General features: G+C 56.4%; 21 protein-coding genes. 8 read left to right on the forward strand and 13 right to left on the reverse strand.

What is annotated here, in order from left to right:
• Positions 1–79 precede the first annotated feature (79 nt).
• A complete protein-coding gene (locus PAT9B_RS08795; protein ID WP_013508903.1) occupies positions 80–769 on the forward strand; it encodes a CTP synthase in 690 nt (229 codons plus the stop codon).
• 32 nt (positions 770–801) lie between these two features.
• Here PAT9B_RS08795 and surE read toward each other — a convergent pair whose 3' ends face one another.
• The 11 genes from surE to ydgT form a co-directional block, all read right to left on the reverse strand.
• Positions 802–1,542 carry a 5'/3'-nucleotidase SurE gene (surE, locus tag PAT9B_RS08800; protein WP_013508904.1) on the reverse strand — a complete coding sequence of 247 codons (741 nt, stop codon included), beginning with the start codon at positions 1,540–1,542 and terminating at the stop codon, positions 802–804.
• Positions 1,543–1,581: 39 nt separating this feature from the next.
• Positions 1,582–2,535: a zinc-dependent alcohol dehydrogenase family protein gene (locus PAT9B_RS08805; protein ID WP_013508905.1), complete on the reverse strand. Its 954-nt coding sequence runs from the start codon at positions 2,533–2,535 to the stop codon at positions 1,582–1,584.
• Positions 2,536–2,546: 11 nt separating this feature from the next.
• Positions 2,547–3,179, reverse strand: a complete 633-nt coding sequence (gene nth, locus PAT9B_RS08810) for an endonuclease III (RefSeq protein ID WP_013508906.1) — start codon at positions 3,177–3,179, stop codon at positions 2,547–2,549.
• Positions 3,176–3,877, reverse strand: a complete 702-nt coding sequence (locus PAT9B_RS08815) for an electron transport complex subunit E (protein WP_013508907.1) — start codon at positions 3,875–3,877, stop codon at positions 3,176–3,178. The genes nth and PAT9B_RS08815 overlap by 4 nt, the downstream gene beginning before the upstream one ends.
• Positions 3,874–4,503 (reverse strand): electron transport complex subunit RsxG, encoded by a 630-nt coding sequence (gene rsxG / locus PAT9B_RS08820; RefSeq protein ID WP_013508908.1) that lies wholly within the window; start codon positions 4,501–4,503, stop codon positions 3,874–3,876. The genes PAT9B_RS08815 and rsxG overlap by 4 nt, the downstream gene beginning before the upstream one ends.
• Positions 4,504–4,506: 3 nt before the next feature.
• Positions 4,507–5,565 carry an electron transport complex subunit RsxD gene (gene rsxD / locus PAT9B_RS08825; RefSeq protein ID WP_013508909.1) on the reverse strand — a complete coding sequence of 353 codons (1,059 nt, stop codon included), beginning with the start codon at positions 5,563–5,565 and terminating at the stop codon, positions 4,507–4,509.
• Positions 5,566–7,842, reverse strand: a complete 2,277-nt coding sequence (rsxC, locus tag PAT9B_RS08830) for an electron transport complex subunit RsxC (RefSeq protein ID WP_013508910.1) — start codon at positions 7,840–7,842, stop codon at positions 5,566–5,568.
• Entirely contained in the window at positions 7,835–8,413 is a 579-nt protein-coding gene (gene rsxB, locus PAT9B_RS08835) for an electron transport complex subunit RsxB (protein WP_013508911.1), read from the reverse strand. Before rsxB ends, rsxC begins: the two co-directional genes overlap by 8 nt.
• Positions 8,413–8,994 (reverse strand): electron transport complex subunit RsxA, encoded by a 582-nt coding sequence (gene rsxA / locus PAT9B_RS08840; protein ID WP_013508912.1) that lies wholly within the window; start codon positions 8,992–8,994, stop codon positions 8,413–8,415. The genes rsxB and rsxA overlap by 1 nt, the downstream gene beginning before the upstream one ends.
• A gap of 123 nt (positions 8,995–9,117) precedes the next feature.
• Entirely contained in the window at positions 9,118–9,561 is a 444-nt protein-coding gene (locus PAT9B_RS08845) for a DUF2569 domain-containing protein (RefSeq protein WP_013508913.1), read from the reverse strand.
• 110 nt (positions 9,562–9,671) lie between these two features.
• The gene (gene ydgT, locus PAT9B_RS08850) at positions 9,672–9,887 is read right to left on the reverse strand and encodes a transcription modulator YdgT (RefSeq protein WP_041525780.1); all 216 of its coding nucleotides are present in this window, start codon (positions 9,885–9,887) and stop codon (positions 9,672–9,674) included.
• 673 nt (positions 9,888–10,560) lie between these two features.
• On the opposite strand from ydgT, the gene ytfQ reads away from it, so the two are divergent.
• The 5 genes from ytfQ to PAT9B_RS08875 all read left to right on the forward strand — a co-directional run bounded on the left by ytfQ (position 10,561) and on the right by PAT9B_RS08875 (position 16,200).
• Positions 10,561–11,517 (forward strand): galactofuranose ABC transporter, galactofuranose-binding protein YtfQ, encoded by a 957-nt coding sequence (gene ytfQ / locus PAT9B_RS08855; protein WP_013508915.1) that lies wholly within the window; start codon positions 10,561–10,563, stop codon positions 11,515–11,517.
• A gap of 55 nt (positions 11,518–11,572) precedes the next feature.
• Positions 11,573–13,093, forward strand: a complete 1,521-nt coding sequence (locus tag PAT9B_RS08860; protein ID WP_013508916.1) for a sugar ABC transporter ATP-binding protein — start codon at positions 11,573–11,575, stop codon at positions 13,091–13,093.
• Positions 13,086–14,102, forward strand: a complete 1,017-nt coding sequence (gene ytfT, locus PAT9B_RS08865) for a galactofuranose ABC transporter, ATP-binding protein YtfT (RefSeq protein ID WP_013508917.1) — start codon at positions 13,086–13,088, stop codon at positions 14,100–14,102. Before PAT9B_RS08860 ends, ytfT begins: the two co-directional genes overlap by 8 nt.
• Positions 14,099–15,085, forward strand: coding sequence for a galactofuranose ABC transporter, permease protein YjfF (yjfF, locus tag PAT9B_RS08870; protein ID WP_013508918.1), 987 nt, complete (start codon positions 14,099–14,101; stop codon positions 15,083–15,085). The genes ytfT and yjfF overlap by 4 nt, the downstream gene beginning before the upstream one ends.
• A 185-nt stretch (positions 15,086–15,270) precedes the next feature.
• Positions 15,271–16,200 carry an Rpn family recombination-promoting nuclease/putative transposase gene (locus PAT9B_RS08875; protein WP_013508919.1) on the forward strand — a complete coding sequence of 310 codons (930 nt, stop codon included), beginning with the start codon at positions 15,271–15,273 and terminating at the stop codon, positions 16,198–16,200.
• A gap of 86 nt (positions 16,201–16,286) precedes the next feature.
• Here the strand turns inward: PAT9B_RS08875 and araA are convergent, their stop codons facing one another.
• Both araA and PAT9B_RS08885 read right to left on the reverse strand, forming a co-directional pair.
• Positions 16,287–17,789, reverse strand: coding sequence for an L-arabinose isomerase (gene araA / locus PAT9B_RS08880; RefSeq protein WP_013508920.1), 1,503 nt, complete (start codon positions 17,787–17,789; stop codon positions 16,287–16,289).
• A gap of 12 nt (positions 17,790–17,801) precedes the next feature.
• Positions 17,802–19,487 (reverse strand): ribulokinase, encoded by a 1,686-nt coding sequence (locus PAT9B_RS08885; protein WP_013508921.1) that lies wholly within the window; start codon positions 19,485–19,487, stop codon positions 17,802–17,804.
• 367 nt (positions 19,488–19,854) lie between these two features.
• Between PAT9B_RS08885 and PAT9B_RS08890 the strand changes: the two genes are divergently transcribed.
• Both PAT9B_RS08890 and araG read left to right on the forward strand, forming a co-directional pair.
• On the forward strand, positions 19,855–20,838 hold the full coding sequence (locus tag PAT9B_RS08890; protein ID WP_013508922.1) for an arabinose ABC transporter substrate-binding protein: 984 nt from the start codon (positions 19,855–19,857) through the stop codon (positions 20,836–20,838).
• Positions 20,839–20,951: 113 nt separating this feature from the next.
• Positions 20,952–22,472, forward strand: a complete 1,521-nt coding sequence (gene araG, locus PAT9B_RS08895; RefSeq protein ID WP_013508923.1) for an L-arabinose ABC transporter ATP-binding protein AraG — start codon at positions 20,952–20,954, stop codon at positions 22,470–22,472.
• Positions 22,473–22,488 lie beyond the last annotated feature (16 nt).

Raw genomic sequence — 22,488 nt, forward strand, 5'->3', positions numbered from 1 at the left:
TCGCGCGATAAATCGCGCCGCTACATGACAGCTGAATCGGTTTGCTGTAACCTCCTTTTTTCCCCGAAAGGACGTTACCATGACGCAGTCAGTTCGTGTCGCCCTTGTTGGCGATTACCGTGCCAGTGCCGTCGCGCACCAGGCCATTCCTCCCGCAGTACAGCTCGCCGCGCAACATCTCAACCTCAACGTCACCGCCGACTGGATAGCCACCCCCGAAATCCACCTGCCCGCTTTTACTGATTATGATGCCATCTGGGTGGTGCCTGGCAGCCCTTATCAAAACGATGCTGGGGTGTTCGCCACCATTCAGTGGGCGCGTGAAAATGACAAACCGTTTCTCGGTTCCTGCGGTGGTTTTCAGTACGCGGTGATTGAGTATGCACGCAACGTGCTCGGCTGGGAGGATGCCGCCCATGCGGAAACGGATCAAGAAGGGCGCTGGGTGATTGCGCCGCTCAGTTGTTCGCTGGTGGAACAGCGTGGCGCAGTGACCTTTAAACCCGGCTCACGCATCGCGACGGCGTATCATGCGCTGCAAAGTGACGAAGGTTATCACTGCAACTTCGGCGTTAATCCTGAATTCAGCCAGGCGCTGGAGACGCGCAACCTGCACATCACCTCCTGGGATGCGGACGGCGATGTGCGCGGCATTGAGTTGAACGATCACCCGTTCTTTATTGCGACGCTGTTCCAGTCGGAGCGTGCCGCGTTGCAAAACCGCTTGTCACCGCTGGTGGTCGCGTGGTTGCAGGCTGCCACGCGTTAATTCTGGCGCGCAATAACGCATCCTGGCGCGCTTCAGGCCAGGGTGCGATCAAAGCCCAGCGGCGTTACCGTGATTCCGCCTTTAGCCAGTACATCGCTTTCCGTGCCCGGTTGATCACCATCATGATGGCGGCTCAGTTGTAGCCAGTAATAATCCAGAGCGCGCGGGTCTTTTAACGGCAACACATTGATGCCATTCAGATGACCGTTGCCCTGGCGCGTGAAGGTCAATTGTTCATGATGCAACTGCGCCGGGAAATTGACGTTGAGGCAGGCATTTTGCTGGCGTTTATCGGCACACAATTGGCGGATAACACGTTCGGCATGATGTTCTGCAATCTGCCATGGCACATTCGCGCGATCGTGAAACGCCTGGCTAAGCGCCAGCGAGGGAACGCCCAACAGCATGCCGGTCATCGCTGCGCCGACGGTGCCTGAGAACAAGGTTTCAACCCCGAGATTGGCCCCGCGATTAATCCCCGACAACAGGAGATCCGGGCGTTTTCCCTGCATTAGATGGCTCACCGCCATCGCCACGCAGTCTCCGGGCGTGCCGGATACGCCGAAGCGGAATTCATCGCGCTGTGCCACGCGCAGCGGCTGGTGCAGGCTGATGGAGTGCGACGTGCCGCTCTGATCGTGCTCCGGTGCCACAATCCATACCTCACGGGCCAGGCGTCGTGCTACTCGCTCCAGCACCGCGATGCCCGGCGCATTGATACCATCATCGTTGGTCAGTAACACACGTTCAAACATAAAAGGTTGTTGCGACATAGTGCCTCTCAGGCGCGATTTATCGCGCGTTGGTGCCGGTTATGCCAGTTGCAGCAGCGGTTTCTGGCTGCGTCCGGATTGATGATAAAAGTGGATGGCCTCCTGCCACTGCGCCAACGGGAACAGGGCAACCTCGCCGCAATCACTGTCTCGTAGCAGCGGCCAGAGTTCGGCAAACAGTTGCTGCCATGCGGCTGGCGTTAGCGCATCAAGATAATGACGGACATGAAACCAGTGCAGGGCGGGGCGCGCGGCATTTACCCGCACCGGTTGGCCGCTCAGCACGCCATAGGCGATAAACTGCGCCGCAGCAGGCAGCGATTGCCAGATAAGCTGTCCGGTGGTGCCCCCCGTGGCGTCGAACACCAGATCTACCGCAGCGGCGACCTGGCGGATCTCAGCCTGCTGATCCTGCTGTAATGCGCGCAGGCCAGAACGCTGTAACCGTGCCGCGTGCGCGGACGCGCGATAGATGACGGTCACGCTGCGTGCGCCCAGGCGCAATGCCCATTGCGCCAGCAGCTGCGTACAGGCCGAGCCGCCAGCGGTGAGCAGCAGGTGTTGATTGGCCGGTGACCAGTTTTTTAGCATCAGCAGCGCCGCCAGCGGATTGATATAGGCGCGGGCGGCCAGGGTGCTGTCGATATCGTCCGGCACCGGAATGGCGAGGGGAGCCGCGCAAGTGACATAGCGTTGCCAGGTTCCCGTCCCCCGCAGCGGCAGCACCCGTTTACCCAACAGCGCGGCATACTCCGCCGGGGCAGCGACCACCGTGCCCACGCCTTCATAACCCGCGACCTGCGGCGGGGTGACGCGGTGACGATAGGCACCGGTTATCGGGATCAAATCAGAGGCATTGACCGGGGCAAACTGCATTTGTACGCGCAGTTGCGAAGACGCCAGCGGCGTAAGCGGGGAAGGTTCGAGGGAAAGGACTTCTGAGGGGTTGCCAAACTGCCGGAAAATTAACGCTGTATTCTCAGCCGCGGTCATGGCATCCCTCATTATTCCGTTTTGGCGTCAAACTCGCACAGGTCTTCAATTAAGCAGGAGCCGCAGCGCGGCTTGCGTGCCACGCAGGTGTAGCGACCATGCAGGATCAACCAGTGGTGGCAATCAACCTTAAAGGCTTTCGGTACCACCTTGAGCAGTTTTTCTTCCACTTCCTCGACGTTTTTACCTGGGGCAAAACGGGTGCGGTTGCTGACGCGAAAGATATGGGTATCGACGGCAATCGTCGGCCAACCGAAGGCGGTATTCAGCACCACATTGGCGGTTTTGCGGCCCACACCGGGTAGCGCTTCCAGCGCAGCACGATCTTCCGGCACCTCGCTACCATGCTGCTCCAGCAGGATACGGCAGGTTTTGATGACGTTTTCCGCTTTGCTGTTAAACAGACCGATGGTTTTGATGTACTCCTTGACGCCATCCACCCCGAGCGCCAGGAGGCTGGCCGGGGTATTCGCCACCGGGTAGAGCTTGGCTGTAGCTTTATTCACGCTGACGTCAGTCGCCTGTGCCGAGAGCAGCACGGCAATCAGCAATTCAAACGGCGAGCTGAAATTCAGTTCCGTGGTGGGATGCGGGTTCTCGTCGCGCAGGCGCGTCAGAATTTGTACGCGTTTATCCTGATTCACACGGCTTTCCCTGTCTGGCCCTGCGGTTGTGCGGCAGGTGTCTCAGCGCGATGAGCGGCGCGCTGTTTCATTTTCTGGTCGATCAAATATTTAGCAGCCAGCAGCATGCCAAGCCCGATAAACGCGCCAGGCGGCAGCATTGCCAGCAGCATCGGCGAATCAAAATGCACCACTTCAATACGCAGCACTTTAGCCCACGGGCCCAGTAACTGGTCTGCGCCGTTAAACAGGGTGCCGCTGCCGATGATTTCACGAATCGAACCGAGGGTGACCATTGCGCAGGTGGCCCCCATACCGATGGCAAAACCATCCAGCGCCGAGAGCGGAATGCTGCTTTTGGAAGCCACCGCTTCGGCACGGCCCACCACGATGCAGTTGGTCACAATCAGCGGGATAAAAATACCCAGCGATTGATACAAGCCGTGGGCATAGGCGTTGATCAGCATTTGCACGCAGCTCACCACCGAGGCGATGATCATCACATAAATCGGGATACGAATATCCGCAGGCACCCAGCGACGTGAGGCGGAAATCGCGCTGTTGGTGATGGTCAGCACCAGCGTGGTGGCCAGGCCAAGACCGAGGGCGTTGGTGGCGGTGGACGTCACTGCCAACAGCGGGCAGAGTCCGAGCAACTGCACCAGCGCGGAGTTATTTTTCCACAGGCCGCCGATCAGTAAGTTCTTCGCTTCACTCATTTTGCCTCTCCACAATCGGGCAGCGATGACAGTTTCGCTGGCAGGGTTTCAATCAGTAACGCGGCGCGTTTGGTGGCATTGACCACCGCGCGAGGGGTGATGGTGGCACCGGTAAACTGGTCAAACTCACCACCATCCTTCTTCACTGCAAAATTCTTGTCATCGGCACCGTGCACCACTTTGCCGTTGAAACTGTTGATCCAGTCAGAAACGCGCAGCTCGATTTTATCGCCGAGGCCGGGCGTTTCATGATGTTCAATGACGCGCACGCCCAACACTTTACCGTGGAAATCCGCGCCCACCAGCATTTCAATCGCTCCAGAATAGCCGTCTGGCGCGGTGGTCTCAAGCGCCACCGCGACCGGCGTGTCGCCTTTGCGTGCCAGATAGAGACGGTGCGGTTTACCGTTGCCGAGTGCCGGATCGGTGATCAGGTAACATTCCTGCTGAATGTGGTTATCGTACAAATCCGTCGGTACCACCTGATCCAACAGGTTTTTCTGTTGCAGCGCGGTCTGGTGATCGACCGTCGGCTTGGTGACAAAGTTTACCACCGCCGTTACCCCGGTGGTGATCACCGCGAAAATCGCCAGCGTCAGCGCATTTTTACGAATAGTCTCGAACATCGGTTAATCCTTGCGATGGCCGTACACGCGCGGCTGGGTGTAGTAATCAATCAATGGGACACAGATGTTAGCCAGCAACACGGCAAAGGCCACGCCATCCGGATAGCCGCCAAAACTGCGAATCAACCACACCAACAGGCCAATCAGCGCGCCATAAATCAGACGGCCGCGATTGGTGGTAGAGGCGGTCACCGGATCGGTGGCGATAAAAAATGCGCCCAGCATGGTGGCACCCGAAAACAGGTGAATCAGCGGTGAGTTGAGCGATTCCGGCGAGAACAACCAGCCGAGGGTGGCGCAGAACGCCAGTGACAGCAGAAAGCTCACCGGGATATGCCAGCGGATGGCGTTTTTCGCCAGCAACAGCATACCGCCCAGCAGGTAACCAAGGTTCACCCACTGCCAACCAAGTCCGGCCAGCACACCATGATAAATCGGCTCTGCCAATAGCTGCTCGGCGCTGTGGCCCGCGCGCAGCCCGGTTTTAAAGGTATCGAGCGGTGTTGCCTGGCTGACGCCATCTACGCCAATTTGTAACTGTTGCATGGTTTCGCCCGCCAGCGTGTGGTGGGTGAAGATCATGCTGAGGGAATCAAGCAGGCCAGGTTTGATCGACTGCAAGGTGTCCGGCGGCAGCCAGCTGGTCATCTGCACCGGGAAGGAGATCAGCAGCACCACATAACCGACCATAGCCGGGTTAAACGGGTTCTGCCCCAGACCGCCATACAGTTGTTTGGCAATGACAATGGCAAACACCGTACCGATCACCACCAGCCACCAGGGGGCCAGTGGCGGCAGGCTAATGCCCAGCAGCAGGGCAGTCAGTAGCGCGGAGTTGTCAGCCAGCGTCGGCACCACCGGGGTTTTGCGCAGACGCAGAATCGCCCCTTCTGTTGCCCATGCGGTCGCAATCGCGAGAATCACCTGAATCAGAAAGCCAATGCCAAAAAAATACCATTGCGCGGCCATGCCCGGTAGCGCAGCCAGCACCACCAGCAGCATGATATTACCGGTGCTGCGGCGGTTGTGGGTATACGGGGAACTTGCGATACGAAAAGCCATTTAATCCTCAGACGTCGAAGGCTGCTGCTGCGCGGCTTTGCGCGCTTTGGCACGGGCGACCGCGGCAGCGATAGCTGCTTTACGCGGATCGGCGGAGTCAGGAGACGCAGCGGCCTCCGGTTCTATTGCGGTGGCCGGGGTTGGCGCCTGTTGCGCCGCTGCGGCTTTTTTCGCTTTAGCGCGGGCAATGGCGGCTTCCACCGCCGCTTTGCGCGGATCGACCGCTTCAGCCGGGGTTTCCGTCACCGGTTCAACGGGTTGCGCCTCTGCTGCGGCCGCGGCTTTTTTCGCTTTGGCGCGCGCAATGGCAGCTTCGACCGCGGCTTTACGCGGATCGACCGTTTCAGCCGGGGTTGCCGTCACCGGTTCAACCGGCTGCGCCTCTGCTGCGGCCGCGGCTTTTTTCGCTTTAGCGCGAGCAATGGCGGCTTCGACCGCGGCTTTGCGCGGGTCAACCGTTTCAGCCGGGGCGGCTGCATCCGGTTCTGCGGCTGCGGCTTTCTTCGCTTTGGCTCGGGCAATGGCGGCTTCGACCGCCGCTTTGCGTGGATCGGCCGCTGCGGTGGGCGCGCTTTCAGCTGGCTCAGCCGCCGTCGCTTTTTTCGCTTTGGCGCGGGCAATCGCCGCTTCAACCGCCGCTTTACGCGGATCGGCGGCCTGACGGCTCAGCGCCTGGGTTTCAGCCTGGGTTTCTGCCTGACGTGCCAACGCTTGGGCGTGACGGGCTTCGCGCTCCGCAGCTTCCTGTTCCGGGGTTTTGGCCTGACGTGCTTTCACTCGCGCCACGGCAGCATCCAGCTCACCCTGATCGCTACGCGCCACGCGCTGCTTCGCCTGCTCATGGCGGGCTTCGCGTGCCAGTTTTTCGCGTTCCAGACGCGCCTGACGTGCTTCAAAGCGCGCTTTAGCTTCGGCGGTGCGTTTTGCTTCCAGGTCGATCGCACGCAATTCGGCTTTCTCCTGGCGATAGTATTGCACCAGTGGAATATTGCTTGGGCAAACATAGGCACAGGCACCGCATTCGATACAATCATCAATATGATGTGCCCGGGCTTTATCGTGATCGCCGCCCTGGCTGTACCAGTAAAGTTGCTGTGGCAACAGTTTGGCCGGACAGGCATCAGCACAGGCACTGCAACGGATACAGGATTGCTCTTCGGGGTTGCTGCCCATCTCGCTGGCTGACGGGGCCAGAATGCAGTTGGTAATTTTTACCACCGGCACATCCAGCGACGGCAGAGTAAAGCCCATCAGCGGGCCACCCATAATCACCATCTGGCGTGCTGATGGGTTAAAGCCAGCATGGTGCAGCAGATGACTTACTGGCGTGCCAAGACGGCCCCAGACATTACGCGGTTGGGTGATGGCCTCGCCGGTTAGCGTTACCACACGTTCGGTGATCGGTTCACCATCAACAATCGCGCGCTTCACCGCCCAGGCGGTGCCGACGTTTTGCATCAGCACGCCGATATCGGTGGAACGGCCACCATGCGGTACTTCCAGACCGGTCAGAATTTTGGTCAGCTGCTTGGCACCACCGGAAGGGTATTTGGTGGGGATCACCCGCAGTTGCAGATCGCGCTCACCCGCCAGCGCCTGTTTCAGCGCGGCAATCGCTGCGGGTTTGTTATCTTCGACACCGATCAACACACGCTCGGCCTGTAACACCCAAGCCAGAATACGGCAGCCTTCCAGCACTTCCGCGGCGCAATCCTGCATCAGGCGGTCATCAGCGGTGATATACGGCTCGCACTCGGCGGCATTGATAATCAGGGTTTTGACGCCGCGCAGGCCACCGCGCAATTTAGTGGCCGTGGGGAAACCCGCACCGCCCAGCCCGGCGATGCCGGCGTCATGGATGCGTTTGACCACCTCTTCACGCGGCAGGGCACGGTAATCCGGTTGCGGATCGAGCGTGGTCCAGCGGTCCTCACCGTCGGCGGTGAGGAAAATGCACAACTCAGACAGCCCGGACGGGTGGGCGGTCATATGAGGCGCAATGGCTTCAATGGTGCCGGACGTGGGGGCGTGCACCGGCAGCATCCGGCCATTGCCGAACGTGAGCGGCTGGCCGCGCAACACATGTTCACCGGGCGCGACGCAGATCTCGCCTTCATGACCAATATGTTGTTTCAGTGGGATGATAAAACGATCCGGCAGCGGAAGTTGGCTGAGCGGTGTACCGTTGGACTGTGTTTTCATTTCCGGCGGATGAATACCGCCCTGAAAATCCCACAGTTTCTCTTTGCGGAACAAGGTGTTGAGCAAGTTAAGCATGACTTTCTACCGGGATCACCCGTACAGGAATAGTTTCGAGATCCCACTTCCAGTTGGCCGTGGTGGTGGCAACCGGACGCATCTCGATGCAGTCGGTCGGACAAGGGGCAACGCAGAGATCGCAACCGGTGCAGACGTCGCTCAGCACGGTGTGCATTGCGCGGGTGGCACCGACAATCGCGTCAACCGGGCACGCCTGAATACATTTGGTACAGCCGATGCAGTTGGCTTCGTCGATCCATGCCACGGTACGGACCGGAGCCAGCACCTCTTCACCACCATCCAGCGGTTGTGGCTCAACGTTCAGCAACGCCGCCAGTTTCAGCATGGTCTGCTCACCACCGGGGGCGCATTTGTTAATCGCCTCACCATTATTCCCGACGGCATCGGCATAGGGACGGCAACCCGGATAGCCACATTGACCACACTGACTTTGCGGCAAAATGGCATCAATCTGTTCAACAATCGGGTCTTCTTCGACTTCAAAACGGCGTGCAGCGTAGCCGAGCAGGCCACCAAAAACCAGGCTCAGCGCGCTTAATACGGCAATAGCAATCCAAATCGCGGTCATCAGAATTTCACCAGACCGCTGAAGCCCATAAACGCCAGCGCCATCAGGCCAGCGGTGATCAGGGCGATCGAGTTGCCTTTGAACGGCACAGGGACATCAGCCAGCACCAGGCGTTCACGGATCCCAGCGAACAGCACCATCACCAGCGAGAAACCGAGCGAGGCGCTGAATCCATACAACGCCGCCTGCAAAAAGGTGTGGTTCAGGTTGACGCTCAACAAGGGCACGCCCAGCACCGCACAGTTAGTGGTGATCAGCGGCAAAAAGATACCGAGCAGGCGATAGAGCGACGGGCTGGTTTTCCGCACCACCATTTCGGTGAACTGCACCACCACGGCAATCACGAGGATGTAGGCCATGGTTCGCAGATAAACTAAGTCGAGCGGCACCAGGATCAAATGGTTGACTAACCAGGCACAGATTGAGGCCAGCGTGATCACGAAGGTGGTGGCAAGTCCCATGCCAATGGCCGTTTCCAGTTTTTTTGACACACCCATGAACGGGCAAAGTCCAAGGAACTTTACCAAAACGAAGTTGTTCACCAGTACGGTGCCAATAAAGAGCAGTAAATAATCGGTCATTATGAAACCTGGGAAGCCGAAAGGCGTCTATTATCCGGAATTGAGCGCGGTATCTCAACCCGAGCCGCGTTTGCAGCGCGGTTGAGAGCACTCAGAATTAAATTCCTGACGATTCTTGCGCCATTACGGCTGGATAAACGTCTGTTTTACGCGCCGGGAACGTTTGAAATAGGGAACAAAAACCGCCGCAGCCAGCAGTGACAGCAGTAATGTCTGAATCGCTTTGCTGTCGGATACCGGGGTAAACGCAAAGGTTTTCATCGCCAGCAGCACCGTCATCAGCAGCCAGAGAATGTAATGGCGTGGCAGGCGGCGTGAGCGTTTGCAAAAAATCCAGCAGACCCAAATGCTATATACCCAAACCAGACCTGCCGTCAGCAAGGAAATCGACCATTGCGTCAACAACAATCCGCCGTGCGAAAATAGCGTGGTACGCAGTTCAGGGTTAAACAACGGGCTGAGATACATGGCAACCACCAGGGCGCTGGTGAGCATGGTCATAATCAGCCAGGCGAGCGGCAGCAACAGCCAGCCAGCAATGCGCGGGGGATTTACCGGTTCGGTCATGAAATAAGTCCAGTTACCAGGATCAGGTGTGGCAGAGCGTATCATGTCCAAACGGGGCACGCCCGACCTGGACAACGCAATATTATCGATAAGCAGGAAACAGCAGCGAATTATACCACGTAACGCCAGACTGACTTCGGTACGCGACCGAGATCGAACAGGCGGCCACCCGAAGCCAGTTCGGCACGACGATGATCGGCGGCGCGATACATATTGATGATCTCATTATCATCAGTCAGAGAATAATTGAGGTGGTCGTAGAGTTTTTCCAGACTCTCAAGATTATTCACTTTACGAAATTTCAGCAGGTAATCGAGCGCAGTCATGATTGCCATTAAAAAATAAAGAACAGGGAAGCGCCAAGTATAGGGAGCACGCAGCCAGAGTCCATATGTCAACGGTAAAAAAATTCAAAAATCAGACAAAGTGAGCTAATTCGCTCATCAAAAGACACTTTTTTACCCTTTATGTCTTTTATTGCTCGTCAAAATGGCGAAATTAAGCCAAATCCGTGCCGGTTATTCGGGCCGTGGTGAGAAAAATTCACAACCTCATTCATCAAAATCGCCAGCGTTATTTTCCCGGCTTTATAACGTTATTTTCCCGCACCGGGTGGAGAGAGTCCGCGATTTATTACCAACTGGTCAGTAATTTTCTGCACACGCCATGAAACCTTACATCACATTGTGTGCGTCCAGTCACAAATTGCTCAATTCCTTTCCGGAATGCCGCGTAACCATTCTTTACGCGGTGTCTGTAATCGTTTCCAGCACCAGGCAACATAAGCGATTCTCTTTATTACATTTATTTAACGGCTGAGACGATAAACACCAGGTGTTTTGTCCATAACTGTCGTGAGCGTTTTAGCGCTAATCTTAGCGTAACTCCTTTAATTCATTCTGTTTTGTGAGGTGTGTCGCGCTCAGGAAGCGGCTTTTGCGCCAGGCTTAAACCGCGTTTGTACCCCCTACAGCACAGTCCCTTCAGAGGAATGAAATTATGTGGAAACGTTTACTCTTGTCCGTCATGGTGAGCGCGGCAATCAGCGCACCGGTTCTGGCGGCTGATATGACAGTTGGATTCTCACAGGTTGGCTCGGAATCCGGCTGGCGTTCTGCGGAAACGAATGTGGCAAAAACCGAAGCGCAGAAGCGGGGCATCACGCTGAAAATCGCGGATGGTCAGCAGAAACAGGAAAACCAGATCAAAGCGGTACGTTCATTTATCGCCCAGGGTGTGGATGCCATCTTTATCGCCCCGGTGGTACAGACGGGCTGGGAACCGGTGTTGGAAGAAGCCAAAGACGCCAAGATTCCAGTATTCCTGCTTGACCGCGCGATCGTGGTCAATGACAAGTCATTGTACGAATCGGTGGTGACGGCGGATAACGTGCTGGAAGGCAAACTGATTGGTGACTGGCTGGTGAAAACCGTCGGCAGCAAGCAATGTAACGTGGTGGAACTGCAAGGCACCGTCGGAGCCAGCGTGGCGATTGACCGTAAAAAAGGCTTTGCTGAAGCGATTGCCGGACACCCCAACATTAAAATCATCCGTTCTCAGTCTGGCGACTTTACCCGTAGTAAAGGTAAAGAGGTCATGGAAAGCTTTATCAAAGCGGAAAACAACGGCAAAAACATCTGCATGGTATTTGCGCACAACGACGATATGGCGATCGGTGCCATTCAGGCCATCAAAGAAGCCGGCCTGAAGCCGGGTAAAGATATCCTGACCGGCTCGATTGACGGTGTCCCGGATATCTACAAAGCGATGCTGGCTGGCGAAGCCAACGCCAACGTCGAGCTGACGCCAAATATGGCTGGCCCGGCGTTTGATGCGCTGGAAAAACTGAAAAAAGACGGCACGCAACCGCCGAAAATCATCCGTACTGAATCGAAACTGTTCCTGCCTGCGGATGCGCAGACACAACTCGATAAGAAAAAAGGCATGGGTTACTGATCCCCGCACCGCCCTTCGGGGCGGTTTTTCATGACGTAAGGCGAGGCAGGTGCGTATGACTACACCACAAGAAGAGGCACTGCTGACCATCAGCGGCGTCAGTAAAGGTTTCCCCGGCGTGAAAGCGTTGGATAACGTGTCGTTCAGTATCCGCAAAGGCGAAATTATGGCGCTGCTGGGAGAGAACGGCGCGGGCAAATCGACGCTGATTAAAGTGCTGACCGGCGTCTATAGCCGCGATGCCGGGGTGATCACCCTGAATGGCAAAGCAATCACGCCACATAACACCGGTGATGCCCAATTGATGGGTATTGGCACGGTGTACCAGGAAGTGAATCTGCTACCCAATATGTCGGTAGCGGATAATTTATACATTGGTCGCGAGCCGCGCCGTTTTGGCATGATCGATCGCAAACGCATGGTGCGCGATGCCGATGCATTAATGCGTAAATATGGTTTTGCCCTCGATGTGACACGCCAGCTTGGCCATTACTCGGTGGCGATGCAGCAAATCATTGCGATCTGTCGTGCTGTGGATTTGTCCGCGCAGGTGTTAATTCTCGACGAGCCAACCGCCAGCCTCGACGCCAGTGAGGTCGAGATGTTGTTCACCCTGATGGCGCAGTTAAAAGCGAAAGGGATGAGCCTGATTTTTGTCACTCATTTTCTCGATCAGGTGTATCGCATCACCGATCGCATTACCGTGCTGCGCAACGGTCAATATATTGCCACCCGCGACACCGCGTCGTTACCACGTATCGAATTAATCAAGCTGATGCTGGGGCGCGAACTGCTGGAAACGGCGTTGCAGCGTCAGGGCAGCACCCTGCGCAGCAATCAGCCGGTGGTGGCGTTCGAAGATTACGGCAAAAAGGGCACTATCGAACCGTTTAGTTTGCAGGTGCGACCGGGGGAAGTGGTCGGGCTGGCCGGGCTATTGGGGTCAGGGCGTACCGAAACCGCCGAAGTATTGTTTGGTATCCGCCGTGCCGATCGCGGCACCGCCACCATTAAGGGCAAAGTGCAGCAGATCCGTACCCCGGCCAAAGCCTCGAAGCTGGGGATGGGGTTTTGCCCGGAGGATCGCAAAACCGATGGCATCATTGGCAAGGCATCGGTACGGGAAAACATTATCCTCGCGTTGCAGGCGCAGCGCGGCTGGCTGCGGCCGATTAAGAAACGTGAACAGCAGGCGATTGCCGAACGTTTTATTAAAAGCCTCGGCATCCGTACCCCGCATGCCGATCAGCCGGTTGAGTTGCTGTCAGGCGGTAATCAGCAGAAGGTGCTGCTGTCGCGCTGGTTGGTGACCAAACCGCAATTTCTCATCCTCGACGAACCCACACGCGGCATTGATGTTGGTGCCCATGCGGAGATTATTCGTCTGATTGAATCCCTGTGCGCCGACGGACTGGCGCTACTGGTTATCTCCTCTGAACTCGAAGAACTGGTGGGTTACGCCGATCGCGTGTTGATTATGCGCGATTTGAAACAGGTGGCTGAGATCCCGCTTGAGCAGCTGTCGGTAGCGTCCATTGTCAACGCTATCGCCCACGGAGGAGAACAACATGCTTGAATCCGATATGACGTCTGAAAAACCGAACCGGCGCAAGCCGAAACTGCCGCCCGGCATGCCGCAAATCGCCGCGTTGATTCTGGTGCTGCTGGTGGACAGCCTGGTGGCAAATAACTTTTTTGCCGTGCACTTACAGGATGGCCGCCTGTTTGGCAGCCCCATTGATATTCTCAACCGTGCCGCTCCCGTCGCGTTGCTGGCCGTGGGGATGACGCTGGTGATTGCCACCGGCGGGATTGATTTGTCGGTAGGCGCGGTGATGGCGATTGCCGGGGCCACGGCGGCGACGCTGACCGTTGCGGGGCACAGTCTGCCGTTTATCATTCTCGCGACACTGGGAACCGGGCTGGCATGTGGTTTATGGAACGGTGTGTTGGTGGCATTGCTGCGCATTCAACCGTTCGTTGCCACCTTGATCCTGATGGTGGCCGGGCGCGGTGTGGCGCAGCTCATCACCCAGGGACAGATCGTCACCTTCGATAATGACAACCTGTCATGGTTTGGTAGTGGCTCGCTGTGGCTGCTGCCGGTGCCGGTTTGGATCACGCTGGTGGTCGCGCTGGCGGTTTGGTTGCTGACGCGTAAGACGGCGTTAGGGCTGTTTATCGAAGCCGTAGGGATTAACCTGCGCGCGGCGCGCAATGCCGGGGTGACCGGCTGGCTGGTGGTGATGTCAACTTACGCCATCAGTGGCGTGTGCGCTGCGGTTGCCGGTTTGATTGTGGCTGCCGATATTCGCGGTGCGGATGCCAATAACGCCGGTTTGTGGCTGGAGCTGGACGCAATTCTGGCGGTGGTGATTGGTGGCGCATCGCTGATGGGCGGGCGGTTTAACCTGGTGCTGTCGCTGATTGGTGCCCTGATTATTCAGTCGATGAACACCGGGATTTTGTTGTCGGGTTTCCCACCCGAGCTGAACCAGGTGGTGAAAGCCGTAGTGGTGATGTGCGTGTTGTTGATTCAGTCACCGCGTTTTCTTGCCATGCTGAAACGGAGACGTCCATCATGATTAAACGTCATCTGCCACTGATGATTACTTTGCTGGTGTTTGTCGCCGGATATCTGTTCTGCCTCAGTCAGTTCCCCGGTTTCGCTTCCACGCGGGTGATTTGTAATATCCTGACGGATAACGCATTTCTTGGCATTATTGCCGTCGGCATGACGTTTGTCATCCTGTCCGGCGGTATTGACCTGTCAGTGGGGGCGGTGATTGCTTTTACCGGCGTATTTCTCGCCCGGTTGATTGGTGATTACCATGTCGATCCTATACTGGCGTTTGCGCTGATCCTGGCGTTGGGGGCTGCCTTTGGTGCCATGATGGGCTGGTTGATCGATGCGTTAAAAATCCCGGCGTTTATCATCACTCTCGCTGGCATGTTTTTCCTGCGTGGGTGCAGCTATCTGGTATCAGAAAACTCCATCCCCATCGACCATCCGTTATATGTCACGCTGTCGAGTCTGGCATGGAAAATCCCCGGCGGTGGGCGCTTAAGCTTGCTGGCGGTGATAATGCTGGTGGTCGTGGTGGGTGGCATTTTACTGGCGCATCGCACGCGTTTTGGTAATCAGGTGTATGCCATTGGCGGCAATCTGACGTCGGCCCAATTGATGGGGATCTCCACACGCGCCACCACCATCAAAATTTATATGTTGTCGACCACCCTCGCAACACTGGCAGGCATTGTGTTCTCCATTTATACCTCGGCGGGGTATGCGCTGGCGGGGCTGGGTGTGGAGCTGGATGCCATCGCTTCGGTGGTGATTGGCGGTACGCTCCTGTCCGGCGGCGTGGGAACGGTGTTGGGTACGCTGTTTGGTGTGCTGATTCAGGGGTTGATTCAGACCTGGATTAACTTCGACGGTACTCTGAGTTCCTGGTGGACCAAAATCGCCATTGGCATCCTGTTGTTCGCTTTCATCGCGTTGCAACGTCTGTTAACGGTGATGTGGGATCGCCAGCAGAACGCACCGGTTAAACGCTTAACATCGTGATATTTCATGCACAGGACGGCCATGAATGGCCGTCCATGCACAAACACGGTGCTGCATTGTGAGTTTTTCCTGAATCAATTCTGAATTACTTATATCCCTCTGAGATTTCCCAGCCTTATATTTCAGTAGGATAGCGATTGTGTTAACGTCCGGCCATGTTGATCATCCTGGCAGGGACAACCTGAATGAGTGCCACCGCCACACCCCATGATGCGTTATTCAAACGGTTTCTCAGCCATCAGGGTATCGCCAGGCAGTTCCTGGAAATTCACTTGCCACCGCGCCTACTTCAGCGCTGTGACCTCGACACATTGCAACTGATCCCAACCACATTTATAGAACGGGACCTGAGTGCGCTCTATTCTGACGTGCTCATGTCGATGAAGATGGAGGGAGGTGAGGGATATATTTATGCCTTGATTGAGCATCAAAGCTCTCCCGACAAGTTTATGACCCTGAGGATGATGCGCTATACCATCGCGGCGATGCAGCGCCACATTGATGAGGGGCATAGCGAGTTGCCGATCGTGGTGCCGATGCTGTTCTATCACGGTAAAACCAGTCCCTATCCTTACACGATGGACTGGCTATCTTCTTTTCGCGATCGGGAGCTGGCTACGCAAATCTTCTGCCAACCTTTTCCGCTGGTGGATGTCACTGTGCTTCCGGATGAGCAGATCATGACACACCGCGGCGTTGCCCGGCTGGAAATGGCGCATAAGATTGTACGCTTGCGCGACCTACTGGAAAATATCGACCCAATGGCAACCTTGCTGGCGGTGGATTACAATGATGACCTGTCAATCGATGTCATCTTCTACCTGCTGCGACATGGCGATACGGATGATCAGGAGAAGGTGATTGATATACTGATGCAGGGCAAACCGCAACTAAAGGAACAGATTATGACTATTGAACAACAGTGGCGGCTGGAGTCACGTCTGGAAGGGCGGCAGGAAGGGCGAATGGAAGGGCGAATGGAAGGTCGAATGGAAGGACTTCAGGAAAGCCGACTGGAGATAGCGCGAAATATGCTTGCTGAAAAATTAGACCTTAAAACCATCAGCAAGGTTACCGGTTTAAGCGCAGGTGAGCTGCAACAACTGTGTTCCTGAAAAGATAGCGCCACAGTGCAGGTCTGTTCATCAGCGCGAATAACCGGGTCGCGATTGATCGCAACCCGGTACTCACCAGAAAATCATCAACGCATTAAGCGGTAATACGCCTCATTCCAACGCAGCGCATCTTTGAACGCCGGTAAACGCGTTTCCTCATCGATCACCAGCACTTCGATACCGTTCAGTTCGCCGTACAAATAGAGATCGTCGAGGTCCAGCGCCTGGCTGAACACTGTATGATGCGCGCCACCGGCCAAAATCCAGGCTTCAGACGCCGTTGCCAGTGATGGCTGTGCACGCCACAGCGCCCGTGCCACCGGCAGTTTCGGTAACGGTTTGGGCTGTTCAATGGCATCGACCACATTCACCAGCAGACGGAAGCGATCCCCCAGATCGATCACGCTCGCATTGACCGCACGTCCGGCTGGGGTAGAGAAAATCAGGCGTGCCGGATCGGCTTTGCCGCCAATACCGAGGAACTGCACATCAATCAGTGGTTTCTCTTCTTTGGCGATTGACGGGCACACTTCCAGCATATGCGAACCCAGTACCAGGTCATTGCCAGGAGAGAAGTGGTAGGTGTAATCCTCCATAAATGAGGTGCCGCCCGCACGGTTGCCTGCCTGCACCTTCAGGATGTGTAACAACGCGGCGGTTTTCCAGTCGCCTTCACCGGCAAAACCATAGCCCTGACCCATCAGACGTTGTACCGCCAGACCCGGAAGTTGCGTCATGCCGTGTAGCGTCTGGAAGTTGGTGGTAAAGGCTTTACAGCCTTCACTATCAAGGAAACGTTTCAGACCGAGTTCGATACGCGCGGCATCCAGCACGTTCTGGCGTTTCTCACCGTTCACGGCCGCCACATCGCTGAAGCGATAATGGCTCTCGTATTCATCGATCAACGCGTTGACGTCGCCATCGCTGATGCTGTTGACCACCTCGACCAAATCACCGACGCCCCAGCCATTCACTGCATAGCCGAACTGAATCTGCGCCGCCACTTTGTCACCTTCGGTCACCGCCACTTCACGCATATTGTCGCCAAAGCGGGCGACTTTCAGCTGTTGGCTGGCCTGACGCGCCTGGGCGGCACGGACCCAGCGGCCAATGCGCTGCTGGCTCTCTTTATCCTGCCAGTGGCCGGTCACCACGCTGTGCTGGAGTCCCATGCGGGCACCGATGAAACCAAACTCGCGACCACCGTGTGCGGTCTGGTTCAGGTTCATAAAATCCATATCCATGCTGTCCCATGGGATCTCAGCATTGAACTGGGTGTGGAATTGCAGCAACGGCTTGTTCAGGATGCTCAGGCCACCAATCCACATTTTGGCCGGTGAAAAGGTGTGCAGCCAGGTAATGATGCCGATACATTCATTGGCGTGATTGGCTTCGCGGCACAGCGCCAGCGCTTCATCTGGTGACTTCACCAGCGGCTTCAGTACCAGTTGCAGGGGCAGGATGCCCGCCTGGTTGAGGCCGTCCATCACCTGACGCGCGTGCTGTTCCACCTGGCGTAACGTTTCCGCCCCGTAGAGGTGTTGCGTACCAATGACAAACCACACCTGTTGTGTGTTGTGCTGTTCCATAAAACCACTCCTTCACTTAGCGGAAACGGTGCGTGCGGCATACTGCGGTTCAGCGGCCTGGCACCAATGTTGATAGCGTTTATAAAGTTGCTGATAGCGTGCCACGCGCTGGCTGTCTGGTTGCAGCGTGACGTCGATCGGGCTGGCCATCACCTGCTGGGCTGCCGGGACATCGGCATAGACCTGCGCGGCAACGGCGGCAAAAATAGCGGCACCAAGGGCGCAGCATTCATCGGAGGCGACAATATCCAACGGTCGGTTCATCACATCACAGCAGGCCTGCATGATGGCTGGGGATTTGCGCGCAATACCGCCGAGGGTGAGTACGTTCTCCACCGGGATCTGCTGCTGCTCGAAACACTCCATAATCGCGCGTGCACCGAAGGCGGTCGCGGCGATCAGTCCGCCAAACAAGGCCGGAGCATCAGTGCCGAGATTCAGGTCGGTAATCACCCCTTTCAGACGCTGGTTAGCATCCGGGGTACGACGTCCGTTGAACCAGTCCAGCACCACCGGCAGATGGTCGAGTTGCGGATCGGCAGCCCAGGCTTCAGTCAGTTGACGGATGAGATCTTTTTGCAGGCTCTCCAGCTGGGCGCGCAGCTCAGGATGTTGTTGCGCCGCCTGTTGCAGCGGCCAGCCGAGCAGACGGCTGAACCAGGCATAAATATCACCGAAGGCGGATTGTCCGGCTTCGCAGCCAATGGCTCCCGGCACGACGCTGCCATCCACCTGACCGCAGATACCTTTAATCGCGCGCTCTCCGACTTTGTCACTGTCGGCAATCAAAATGTCGCAGGTTGAGGTGCCAATCACTTTTACCAGGGTATAAGGTTGTGCACCGGCCCCGACGGCACCCATATGGCAGTCAAAGGCACCGCCCGACAACACCACCTGCTGGGACAAACCGAGGCGTTGTGCCCATTCGGCGCTCAACGTGCCGACCGGGATATCTGCCGTCCAGGTATCGGTAAATAAGGGATAGTCGAGCTGTTCGGTCAGTAGTGGATCGAGCGCGTTGAGGAAATCGGCAGGTGGCAGACCTTGCCAGTCCGGGTGCCAGAGCGATTTATGCCCGGCAGCGCAACGGCCACGACGCAGTTGGTGCGGTGCCGTGGTGCCGCTCAATAGCGCCGGAACCCAGTCACACAGCTCCACCCAGGAGACGGCCGCGTCGCGTACCGCAGCATCTTCCCGCGAAACGTGCAGAATTTTGGCCCAGAACCACTCAGACGAATAAATGCCGCCAATATAGCGGGTGTAATCGGTGAAGCGGCCGCTGTGGCAAAGCTGGTTGATCGCTTCGGCTTCTTCTATGGCGGTGTGATCTTTCCACAGCACAAACATGGCGTTGGGGTTGTCGGCGAACTCAGGACGTAACGCCAGCACCTTGCCTTCGCGGTCGATCGGTGCTGGGGTCGAACCGGTGCTGTCGACGCCAATGCCGACTACCGCGGCACGCTGTTCGGGGTTGAGTGCCTGTACCACGGCAACCAGTGCCTGTTCCAGTGCATCAATATAGTCCTGCGGATGATGGCGAAAGCGGTTGGCATGCGCATCGCAAAACAATCCTTTGGCCCAGCGCGGATAGTTGACCACCGCTTTTTCCAGTTCTTTGCCACTTTGGCAATCCACGGCCAGGGCTCGGACAGAATCGCTGCCAAAATCCAGCCCGATGGTGATAGCGCCAGCGCCCATTGAAATTCTCCTGTGTCATTTATCTGTGTGTATCCTGGAATGGGTGGGCTGGAGCGGTTAGTCATCCCCGGCTGAGAATATGCACTTTTCTGCCATCAGCAGCCATTTCGTGATCCACTGCAAAAGTTAATGACCGGTTAATTTTGCTGAATATATGGATGTTTTTGTCGTCGTTCCGGGATGTGATACCGCTCTACATTTTTTGGCGCTTTTCCCGCTACAACTAGCCCAGCGTTTGCACAGCCTTTGTACAAACCTTGCTCTAACGCGCTGATTTTTCGCTGTACCCGCAAGAGAAATCAGAGTGGTAGCGCTTACACCGATTCGTTTATTGCACGCTAAAAACACCATTGTGCCGGAGAGCATCATGCATAAATTCACTAAAGCGCTGGCGGCGGTTGGTCTCGCCGCGGTTATGTCACATTCCGCTATCGCCGAGACGATGAAGCTCGGTTTTCTCGTCAAACAACCGGAGGAACCCTGGTTTCAGACTGAGTGGCGTTTCGCCGATAAAGCTGGCAAAGATCTGGGTTTTGAAGTGATCAAAATCGCCGTGCCGGATGGCGAAAAAACCCTGAATGCGATCGATAGCCTGGCCGCCAGCGGCGCGAAAGGTTTCGTCATCTGTACGCCGGACCCGAAACTGGGCTCGGCGATCATGGCGAAAGCGCGCAGTTACGATCTGAAGGTCATTGCGGTTGACGATCAGTTCGTCAATGCCAAAGGCAAGCCGATGGATACCGTGCCACTGGTGATGATGGCCGCGACCAAAATCGGCGAGCGTCAGGGCCAGGAACTGTATAAAGAGATGCAGAAACGTGGCTGGGATGTGAAAGAAACCGGCGTGATGGCGATCACCGCGAATGAACTGGACACTGCCCGTCGCCGTACTTCCGGTTCCATGGATGCGTTAAAAGCGGCAGGTTTCCCGGCTGCGCAAATCTACCAGGTTCCGACTAAATCCAACGATATCCCGGGCGCATTTGACGCCGGTAACTCGCTGCTGGTGCAGCACCCGAAAGTAAAACACTGGCTGATCATCGGTATGAATGACAACACCGTGTTGGGCGGCGTGCGCGCCACCGAAGGTCAGGGCTTTAAGGCACCAGACGTGATCGGTATTGGTATCAACGGGGTGGACGCGGTGAGCGAGCTGTCGAAAGGGGAGCCGACCGGCTTCTATGGTTCGCTGCTGCCCAGCCCGGACGTACACGGCTATAAAAGCAGCCAGATGCTGTATGACTGGGTAACCAAAGGGAAAGAACCGGCGAAGTTTACTGAAGTGACCGACGTGGTGCTGATCACCCGCGATAACTTCAAAACTGAGCTGGCGAAAAAAGGGCTGATGTAAGTCGCCAAACCACAAGTGCGCTTATCCCCAGGCGCTTGATGGCCTGAGCCACCTGGGATAAGCGCGCTGCTTAAGCCGTTGCGCACGAAGTATGTAGGCATAGAGGAGTCTCCATGAACACTGATCCCGCTTTTCTGTCGTTTCATGGCATCAGCAAAACGTTCCCTGGCGTTAAAGCGTTACAGGATATCTCGTTCAGTTGCCGCGCCGGTGAGGTGCATGCGCTGATGGGCGAAAACGGCGCGGGCAAATCCACGCTGTTGAAAATTCTCAGCGGCAGCTACCAGCCAAGCGCCGGTGAGATCCACATCAAAGGCCAGCCGGTACGTTTTAATCACACCACCGAAGCGCTGGACGCGGGCGTGGCGATTATCTATCAGGAGCTGCATCTGGTGCCGGAAATGAGCGTGGCAGAGAACATCTACCTCGGTCAGATTCCGCATCGTCACGGTCTGGTGAACCGCAAACTGCTGCGTTATGAGGCAGGGTTACAACTTAAAAATCTCGGCATGGATATCGATCCGGATATGCCGCTGAAGTACCTGTCGCTCGGCCAGTGGCAGATGGTGGAAATCGCCAAAGCACTGGCACGCAACGCGCGCATTATTGCCTTCGATGAACCCACCAGCTCGTTGTCAGCGCGCGAGATTGAACATCTGTTCCGCGTCATCCGTCAGTTGCGTGAGCAGGGACGGGTGGTGCTGTATGTTTCGCATCGTATGGAAGAGATTTTTGCTCTGAGTGACGCCATTACCGTGTTTAAAGATGGCCGTTACGTCCGTACCTTCACCGATATGCACAACACTCACCATGAAGACCTGGTACAGGCGATGGTGGGCCGCAATCTGGGGGATATCTATGGTTACGCGCCACGTGATTTGGGCCCCGTGCGTTTGCAGCTGGACCAGGTGGAGGCGCAGGGTGTGCGTATGCCCATTTCGCTAGAGGTGCGGGCCGGTGAAATTGTCGGGTTGTTCGGTCTGGTGGGAGCGGGCCGTAGTGAATTGATGAAGGGGCTGTTTGGTGCCACCCGCCTGCGTGGCGGCAGCGTGTCACTGGACGGCAAAAAGCTCAACATTCGTCAACCGATCGATGCGATCCGTGCCGGGATTATGTTGTGTCCGGAAGATCGTAAAGCCGAAGGGATCATCCCGGTGCACTCGGTACGCGACAACATCAATATCAGCGCGCGCCGCCACAATCTCACCGCCGGTTGTCTGATTAAGCCGGGGTGGGAAGCGAAAAACGCCGACAGCCATATCCGCTCGCTCAATATCAAAACCCCGCATGCGCAACAGCTGATTATGAACCTGTCCGGCGGCAACCAGCAGAAGGCGATTCTTGGCCGCTGGCTGTCGGAGGAGATGAACGTGATCCTGCTGGATGAACCGACGCGTGGCATTGATGTCGGTGCCAAACATGAGATTTATAACCTGATTTATCAACTGGCAAACAAAGGTATTGCCGTGTTGTTTGCTTCCAGCGATTTACCTGAAGTGATGGGCCTTGCTGACCGTATCGTGGTGATGCGCGAAGGTGAAATTGCCGGTGAACTGCCACACGACCGTGCCACGGAACAGCTGACGCTGGGCCTGGCGATGCCGAAAACGACTCAAGCGGCCGCCGTGGCCTGATGTAAAGGAGAGCAAT

The sequence above is a fragment of the Pantoea sp. At-9b genome (genome assembly GCF_000175935.2).
Classification (GTDB): Bacteria; Pseudomonadota; Gammaproteobacteria; order Enterobacterales; family Enterobacteriaceae; genus Pantoea.